At 59.8% G+C, this 7,995-nt stretch carries 10 protein-coding genes; 3 read left to right on the forward strand and 7 right to left on the reverse strand.

All coding sequences use genetic code 11. The annotated features are described in order from the left end of the window. Position 1: 1 nt before the first annotated feature. Entirely contained in the window at positions 2–1,228 is a 1,227-nt protein-coding gene (locus tag QM600_RS26680; protein WP_283264785.1) for an aminotransferase family protein, read from the forward strand. Positions 1,229–1,238: 10 nt separating this feature from the next. Here the strand turns inward: QM600_RS26680 and QM600_RS26685 are convergent, their stop codons facing one another. Beyond that, complete coding sequence (locus QM600_RS26685; RefSeq protein ID WP_283264786.1) at positions 1,239–1,493, reverse strand: hypothetical protein; 255 nt, start codon at positions 1,491–1,493, stop codon at positions 1,239–1,241. Between the two features lie 18 nt (positions 1,494–1,511). Between QM600_RS26685 and QM600_RS26690 the strand changes: the two genes are divergently transcribed. Next, positions 1,512–2,210, forward strand: a complete 699-nt coding sequence (locus QM600_RS26690; RefSeq protein WP_283264787.1) for a hypothetical protein — start codon at positions 1,512–1,514, stop codon at positions 2,208–2,210. Positions 2,211–2,284: 74 nt separating this feature from the next. Here QM600_RS26690 and ahpD read toward each other — a convergent pair whose 3' ends face one another. Together ahpD and QM600_RS26700 are read right to left on the reverse strand one after the other, a co-directional pair. Beyond that, on the reverse strand, positions 2,285–2,824 hold the full coding sequence (ahpD, locus tag QM600_RS26695) for an alkylhydroperoxidase, AhpD family (RefSeq protein ID WP_283264788.1): 540 nt from the start codon (positions 2,822–2,824) through the stop codon (positions 2,285–2,287). Between the two features lie 2 nt (positions 2,825–2,826). Continuing rightward, on the reverse strand, positions 2,827–3,414 hold the full coding sequence (locus QM600_RS26700; RefSeq protein WP_094272542.1) for a peroxiredoxin: 588 nt from the start codon (positions 3,412–3,414) through the stop codon (positions 2,827–2,829). 195 nt (positions 3,415–3,609) lie between these two features. On the opposite strand from QM600_RS26700, the gene QM600_RS26705 reads away from it, so the two are divergent. Further along, positions 3,610–4,569: a hydrogen peroxide-inducible genes activator gene (locus tag QM600_RS26705; RefSeq protein ID WP_283264789.1), complete on the forward strand. Its 960-nt coding sequence runs from the start codon at positions 3,610–3,612 to the stop codon at positions 4,567–4,569. A 125-nt stretch (positions 4,570–4,694) separates the two neighbouring features. Here QM600_RS26705 and QM600_RS26710 read toward each other — a convergent pair whose 3' ends face one another. The 4 genes from QM600_RS26710 to QM600_RS30035 form a co-directional block, all read right to left on the reverse strand. Beyond that, entirely contained in the window at positions 4,695–5,837 is a 1,143-nt protein-coding gene (locus tag QM600_RS26710; protein ID WP_283264790.1) for an RNA-guided endonuclease InsQ/TnpB family protein, read from the reverse strand. An 80-nt stretch (positions 5,838–5,917) separates the two neighbouring features. Beyond that, a complete protein-coding gene (locus QM600_RS26715; protein ID WP_283264791.1) occupies positions 5,918–6,895 on the reverse strand; it encodes a WXG100-like domain-containing protein in 978 nt (325 codons plus the stop codon). 118 nt (positions 6,896–7,013) lie between these two features. Then, on the reverse strand, positions 7,014–7,259 hold the full coding sequence (locus QM600_RS26720; RefSeq protein ID WP_283264792.1) for a DUF7683 domain-containing protein: 246 nt from the start codon (positions 7,257–7,259) through the stop codon (positions 7,014–7,016). Between the two features lie 104 nt (positions 7,260–7,363). Further along, positions 7,364–7,624, reverse strand: a complete 261-nt coding sequence (locus QM600_RS30035) for a DUF7683 domain-containing protein (RefSeq protein WP_502943114.1) — start codon at positions 7,622–7,624, stop codon at positions 7,364–7,366. Positions 7,625–7,995: the final 371 nt, after the last annotated feature.

Below are 7,995 nucleotides of genomic sequence, written 5' to 3' on the forward strand. Positions count from 1 at the left end.
AATGATGGCTTCGGCACTGTGGCACGGTTTCGCGGATATGGGCGCGGTAGAAAAGAACGGCGCATTTGTCGTCTCGCGCGGTGAGGGCGCATACATCTGGGACTCGCAGGATAATCGGTACCTGGACGCGACTGCCGGCCTGTGGTTCACCAACGTCGGCCACGGCCGCACCGAGATCGCCGACGCCGTTGCCGCTCAGCTGTCGAAGATTGCGCACTACTCCAACTTCGGCGATTTTGTTCCCGAGACCACGCAGGCATTGGCGGACCGTCTTGCCGAGATCGCGCCGGTTCCCGGCAGCAAGATCTTCTTCACCTCGGGCGGTTCCGATTCCATCGATACCGCGGCGAAGTTGGCTCGCCGGTACTGGCATGAGGTTGGCCAGCCCGACAAGAACATCATCGTCGGTCGCGAGAAGGCGTACCACGGAATGCACGTTGCCGGAACGGCCCTCGCCGGTATTCCTGTCAACCGTGAAGGCTACGGCGAGCTGATGGCCGACGCCGCCACAGTGGGCTGGGACGACGCCAAGAGCCTGCTCGCGCTTATCGAGAAGGTCGGTGCCGACAAGATTGCGGCATTCTTCGCCGAACCCATCATCGGTGCCGGTGGCATCTACCTCCCGCCGGAGGGATACCTGGCCGAGGTTCGCGATATCTGCCGTGAGCACGACATCCTCTTTGTCGTCGACGAGGTTGTCACAGGCTTCGGCCGCATCGGCGGTGAGTGGTTCGCGTCCACCCGCTTCGATCTGCAGCCCGACATGATGACCACCGCAAAGGGTTTGACCTCAGGCTACGTTCCGATGGGCGCAGTGTTCATCGCTCCTCGCGTCGCCGAGCCGTTCTACAACGGCGCGTGGTGGCGTCACGGTTACACCTACGGTGGGCACGCCGGCGCCGCCGCTGCGGCAATGGCCAACCTCGACATCCTCGAGCGTGAGAATCTTCTCGGGGAGTCCAAGCGTCTCGAAGCGTCGTTGCACACGCACCTGCAGCCGCTGGCCGAGCACCCGCGGGTTGCCGAGGTGCGCAGTGGTCTCGGTGCCGTCGCGGCCGTGCAGCTCGTCGATCCTGCGCAGGCGCTGCCGTTCGTGAAGACCCTGCGTGAGCACGGAATTTCGGGTCGCGCTGCGGGGCAGGGCGCTATGCAGATTTCCCCGAGCTTCGTGATGACGGACGAGCAGGTTGCCGACATGGCTGCCGGAATTCTCGCCGCGCTCGGATAAGTCTTTCAGCTCAGTTGCGGCGTCGAATCAGATTCTTGATTCGGCGCCGCAGCCCGGTCGGCACAGGTTCGAGTTCGATCTCTTCCTTCTCTGACTGCTTCGCGTACGCCTGGGTGTATCGCTCGTGCAGAACCGAGCGAATCTCGTCGGGGGAGTAGGCCCGGCGCGTTCGTTCGTTGCGCGCAGCGAGTACTCCGGTGGCCGCTACCCCCATAGCGCCGGCCAGGCCGACGAGCTTCCAGACGTGTGAGGCGCGAAGTGTCATCCGTCTAGGCTAGAGCGTATGCATCGACGATTGCTTTCCCAGGTGACTCTCGACGAGGCTGCGGCGGCTACACGCACCGGCGATATCTGGATTTTTCGCGGAGAGTCCAAGGCCGACAAAGCGATCCAGACGCTGACCAACAGCCCGGTCAATCACGTCGGAATGTCCGTGGTTATCGACGATCTGCCGCCGCTGATGTGGCATGCGGAGTTGGGACATTCGCTGCAAGACATGTGGACGGGACGTTTTCAGCGTGGAGTGCAGCTGCATGATCTGAAGGCCGCGGTGCAGGTCTGGGGTGCCAAGTACGGGCAGCAGGGTTGGTTGCGCCAACTCGATACCCCGGTGACCCGCGAACAAGAGGATGCGCTGCTACGCACCATCGCCCGCTTGGATGGAACTCCCTTTCCCTCGACCGCCAAGCTCGCCTCACGGTGGTTCGGCGGCCGGGTGCCGAAGTTCCGTAAGAAACCTGAGGCGCCGGCATCGGGAATCGAAAGTGCCTATTGCGCTGAGGTTGTCGCGCAGACATACGAGGCAATGGGTTTGATGGTCGGAAATCGTCGTATCAACTGGTTCGATCCGGGCAAGTTCTGGAGTGGTGACCAATTGCCACTCGCTCCCGGAGTCAAGCTCGGCGACGAAATAACGGTGCAGCTCAGCGCCGAAGACCTTGAAGCAGGCCGTAATCCAGCGGGATACACACAGAGTTCCTGACTACAGGCACAGCAAAAAACCTCCCCACCAGTGAAGGTGGGGAGGTTTTTTCGTCTGCTGCGTGAAGTCTTCGATCAGACCTGTGCGGCAGAAAGGATTTCGTTGGCTTCGATAGCCTGAGCAACACCCATGACGATGGAACCGGCACGGATCGCTTCGAAAATGACCTCGCGGGAAACGCCTTCCTGACGGAGGGTGTTCTCGTGAGCTTCGAGGCAGTGGTTGCAACCGTTGATCGCGGAAACCGCGAGCGACCACAATTCGAAGTCAGCCTTGTCGACGCCCGGGTTGCCGATGATGTTCATCCGCAGACCCGCACGAAGGTCGTCGTACTTACCGTCAAGGTAGCCCTTGGTGCGGTAGAAGACGTTGTTCATGCCCATGATCGCCGCTGCGCCGAGCGCTGCGTTGTACGCCTCAGCTGAGAGGTTGTCTGCAGCCTCCGCCGCGATTTCCTTGAGCGTGGTTGCCGACTTGGTGGCAGCGGCTGTTGCGAGGAGTGTGCCCCACAGCTGCTGCTCGTTCAGAACTGTGGTGCGCGCAATGGAACTCAGGTTGAGCTTGAGGTCCTTGGCGTACTCGGGGAGCGAGTTCTTCAGAGTGTCGACACTCATGATCAGACGCTCGCGGTGAGGAGCTCGCCGACGTTGATGGTCGGGTCGCCCTTCTTCCAGTTGCAGGCGCACAGCTCGTCGGACTGCAGAGCGTCGAGAACGCGGAGAACCTCGTCGACGTTACGGCCGACGGAACCGGCTGTGACGGAGACGAACTGGATCTCGTTGTTGGGGTCGACGATGAACGTCGCGCGGTCTGCAACGCCATCAGCGTTGAGGACGCCGGTGGCCTCGGCAAGCTCGCGCTTGAGGTCCGAGAGCATCGGGAAGGGGAGCGTCTTGAGCTCGTCGTGCTGTGCACGCCACTGGAAGTGCACGAACTCGTTGTCGACAGAAGCGCCGAGAACCTGTGCGTCACGGTCAGCGAACTCGTCGTTCAGCTTGCCGAATGCTGCGATCTCGGTGGGGCACACGAACGTGAAGTCCTTGGGCCAGAAGAAAACGACGCGCCACTTGCCGGCGTAGTCATCGCTCGTGATCTGTGTGAAGTAGTCGTCAGGCTGCTGTGCATCGACCTTGGAAAGGTCGCCGCCGATAACGGCCTTCAGGTTGTATGCCGGGAACTGGTCGCCGATTGTCAGCAGAGCCATATGTCTCGTTCTCCTACTTGTCTTGTGAACAGGGATTTTTCACACGCACGATCACAGCTGCTGTGATCGATGAGGTCTCTTACCTTCGAGCGGGTCTCACCGTGATGGTGGGTGACCGGCGCTTTTTGGTATGACTCCATTCTGCACCAACTTGTTCGAAAGGTAAAGGTGATAAGTGGCACTAGACTGATAGGCATGGGCGATCAGACTTATCAACCTTCCTTGTCGCAGCTGCGTGCCTTCGTCTCGGTGGCCGAACATCGACACTTCGGTACCGCTGCAGCACGTTTGGGTGTGAGCCAACCCACACTGTCGCAGGCGCTGGCGGCGCTCGAAGCCGGACTCGGGGTGCAATTGATCGAACGCAGTACCCGGCGCGTGCTTGTGACAGGTGACGGTCAGCGACTCCTGGGCCAGGCCAAGGTGATTCTCGAAGCCGCCGAAGGATTTGTTGCGAGCGCCGCCGGAACCGGAGACCACCTGGCCGGGCTGCTTCGAATCGGCTTGATACCCACCGTAGCGCCCTATGTGCTGCCGACGCTCTTGCCGGCATTGCGCGATTCTATGCCGGCTGTAGTGCCGCGGATCATCGAGGATCAAACCGCCAGACTGCTCGACGCGCTGCGATCCGGAGCTCTCGACGTGGCACTGCTCGCACTGCCGGCCGGCGCACCCGGACTGATCGAAATACCGCTCTACGACGAGGATTTTGTCCTTGTCGTTCCCGTGGAACACGGATTAGCCGGACGAGTCGACCTGACTGCCGAAGTCCTCGACGAGCTACCGCTGCTCCTGCTCGACGACGGGCATTGCCTACGTGATCAGACGTTGGATCTCTGCCGCTCCGTCGACGCTCACCCGTTGGCGGGGGATACGCGGGCAACGTCGCTGGCGACAATCGTGCAGTGCGTCGCCGGTGGACTGGGCGTCACCTTAGTTCCGGAATCGGCTGTGGCGGTGGAGAGTCGACGCGCTGAACTTGCCACCGCGACCTTTGCTGCTCCTGCTCCGGGCCGCACCATCGGGCTGGTGTTCCGCTCGTCGAGCGGCCGCGCCGAAGGGTTCGGTCAGCTGGCGGATGTCGTGAAATCCGTTGCGCCGGGGAGGCAGTGCGTCGCTGGCTCGGATGATGGCACCGTGGCCAATTCTGCTTGATCCCGTCAGTTGACTTCCTCTCGGCCGTAAACAGACCGAGATTCCCTGCGAGGCTCACACCCCGCGGTTGCCCCTGAAACTCACATTCCAGGGTTCCTGCTTCACAGACAGTTGCCTCTACACGCTTACACGAGAAGAGGACTCATACCATCTCCACAGGCTGACACCGCCAGTCCGACGGCCAAAATATTGATCGCAGCATTCACATCCCGATCATGAACGGCGCCGCACCGACACGTCCACACTCGAACATCCAACGGCAACGACTCGACCACGACCCCACATTCCGAGCAGGTCTTCGACGACGGATAGAACCGGTCGATCGCGACTACCTGTCGCCCGTACCAGCCCGCTTTGTAGTCGAGCATCCGCCGGAACTCCGACCACGCCGCATCCGAAATCGCCCGAGACAACGACCGGTTCTTCAGCATGTTCTGCACACTCAACGTCTCGACGGCGATCACTTGGTTTTCGCGCACCAACCGAGTCGAGAGTTTATGCAGATGATCGCGTCGCCGATCAGCCACGCGGCCATAGATTTTCGCTGCTTTCAACCGGGCCTTCGCCCGGTTAGCGGATCCTTTCTGTTTCTTCGCCAACGCCCGTTGCGCTTTCGCTAACCGAACGCGATCCTTCACCTCGAAGCGGGGGTTGTCGATCTTCTCCCCCGTTGAGAGGGTGAACAGGCTGGTGATCCCGGCGTCGACCCCCACCGTCTGTTCCGTCGGCGGCAGTGCGGCGATCTCGGTCTCGACGAGAATCGAAATATGGTACTGACCACGCGAATTGCGGGAAACCGTCACCTGCGACGGCACCGCACCGTTAGGCAGTGGGCGTGACCATCGAATGTCCAACGACTCCGACTGCTTCGCCAACCGGACCTGGCCGCCCCGGTAAGTGAAACAGTTCGAAAAGCCCGTCGCCGAATCCTTCGACACGCCCTTTTTCTTGAACTTCGGATACCGGTTCTGTTTCCGCCAGAACTTGTCGAATGCGCCTTGCAGCTGCCGCAATGCTTCCTGCAGTGGCCCTTTCGACGGCTCCGTCAACCACGTCGTGTCCGGCTCACGTTTCCAGCCGGTGAGCATCTTCGACGTGTCCGCGTACGAGACACGTCGTTGCTCCTGTTGCCAGGCACGCGAACGCTCCGCGAGCGCCCGGTTGTAGACGTAGCGAGTGCATCCGAACGTGCGGGCAAGTTGCTCAGCTTGTTCGTCGCTCGGATAAAAGCGGTACTTGTACGCCCGCTTCACCACCCCCGTAGTCATAACCGAGACACTAACTACAGCCACCGACAGGTTCGGCTATCCCGGCCCTCAAGGACCGGGTTTGCGCCGAAAGTCATTGATCAATATTTGACGGGTTTGGCATCCGGAAACGCCGGAAGAAACTCCGGCGGCTTGTGGTAATTCCAAATCCCCCCGGACTCGATGATCCTGGCGTTGAACGTGGTCGGGTTGGCCTCGAGAATTGGCTGGAGGTCGCGGTCGACATCTGCGAGCTTGGCTTCGACGGCGGTCAAGGCGCCGATTGCAGTGTGTACGGCGACATCGACTGCGTCGAGTACAACACTGACGTCGGCTGCAACCACTGCTTCTGCGCTCGCATCGGTGAGGATGGCAGTACCGATGGTTTCGACAATGCGCCGGCGGGCGTCCATGATCGTCGCGGCCCAGTCTTCGCACGCAGTCCCCAGGTTTTCGTACTTTTCGTAGACATCTCGAGCGGAAACGTAGACGCCATTCATATAGGCCAGGGCATGTGGCACCTCGTCCGAGGCAAATTCTTCGAGGGTGCCCCAGGCGTTGCCCGTTGCGTCATTTGCATCGCGGAGACGGTCGGAAGCCGTTTGCCACACGGAAGCGAGTGCTCGCAGTTTGTCGGGGTTCCCGTCAGGCCACCGGCGCCCCTCGAGATGTCGGCTGATCAGCTCCCAACCGTCGGGTGCGTCGGCGTCGCCGCCGTACGAGCCTTTGAACGACGGTGGAGTAGACGAAAGAATCTGTGGGGGAGGATCTTCGGACGACCTCGGGGGGATTTTGTTCGATTCCTCGATGTTGGCGAAGCCGACCCACGTTGCAGCGAGTAGGTCGTGCAGTTTCCCGGACGCGTTGGCGATGTTCGTTCCGGACGCAACAGCCTCGATTGCAATGCGGTCGTAGCCCGCGGCCCATTGGGTGCCGGCGTTGTCGGTCCCGGCGCAGGCCGAGTGCGCGTCGAGTGCTGTAGCAAGCCAACGGATCACGTCGTCGGTGTAGCTTCCGATCGCGTTGTAATCCGTGGCCGCGTCGAGGAGGATCTGAGGGTTCATCGTGGTGGGCGGCATCAGGGCAGCCTCTCTGTTGTTGTGTTTGATGTTGTCGGGGTTCGATTGGGCTGGAGCTGGTTGGCGCTCAACGGCAGGCCCGGCCTGACGTGTGCGCGAAACTGAAGGGCGAGTTTGTTCAGTCGGCGAATAGGCCTATTTCATATTCGCAGTTCTTGATTATCTCGATTGGGTCGTGAATATATTTCGCGAACTCAAGGACTTTGTCGAGGGGAACTCCGCTCTGACGCGCTATGACTGGTAAATCGGAGTCGTTATCATCGATGCCCAGGATGTCTTTCACGATTTCGGCAGTCATATCGTGCAAGAGGTATTTTTCGATGCGTAGTTCGGTGTCGTTGTCGAAAGCTTCGAGCTGCCACATAGTTTATTTTCCTGCTCTGAGTCCGGGGTTGGTACGTTCGGAGTCCAAGAAATCGATCTGATGAACCGTCGAGCTCACCGAACGATTCGAGCGGCGATTCTTGTCTATTCCGCTAGATCTGCGACTTCATATTCACAGTTTTGATATTCACAGTTTTGGTCTATCTTGAAGGGTTCGAGTATGTAATTCGCGAACTCGAGTACTTTGTCGAGGGGTACGTCATTCTGACGTACCCAGGCAGGTAGGTCGAAGTCACTGTCGTCGATTCCGAGAATTTCTTTTACGATCTCGACATTCACGTCATGCAAGAGATATTTTTCGGTGCGAAATTCGGTCTCGTTGTCGAAAGCTTTGAGATACCACATATGTTATTTTCCTGCTCTGCGCTTGGGGTCGGCGGGTTTGGTCCGTTCGATGATCCGGTCGGGCAAGGGCGAGCAGAGTGCCCTGGGTGTGAGGAAGACGGGTTTTGGGACCTGCGTCCTCCGCGCCCCAGGTTTCGATGTGGCGCCCATCGGCTTTGGTGGCCAGGCGTCACCTGCCGATCCGTCAAGATCGCCGTAAGATTCGAGCGTCGGTTATCGTTCAGTCTGCGAAGAGTCCAACGAAGTATTCGCAGTTTTCGATTACTTGGATTGGTTCGTGGATGTATTTCGCGAACTCGAGTACTTTGTCGAGTGGAACGTCACTAAAACGCGCCACCACGGGTAGGTCGAAGTCACTGTCGTCAATGCCG

Source organism: Rhodococcus sp. IEGM 1379 (genome assembly GCF_030056815.1).
In the GTDB taxonomy this organism is placed as follows: Bacteria; Actinomycetota; Actinomycetes; order Mycobacteriales; family Mycobacteriaceae; genus Rhodococcus_F.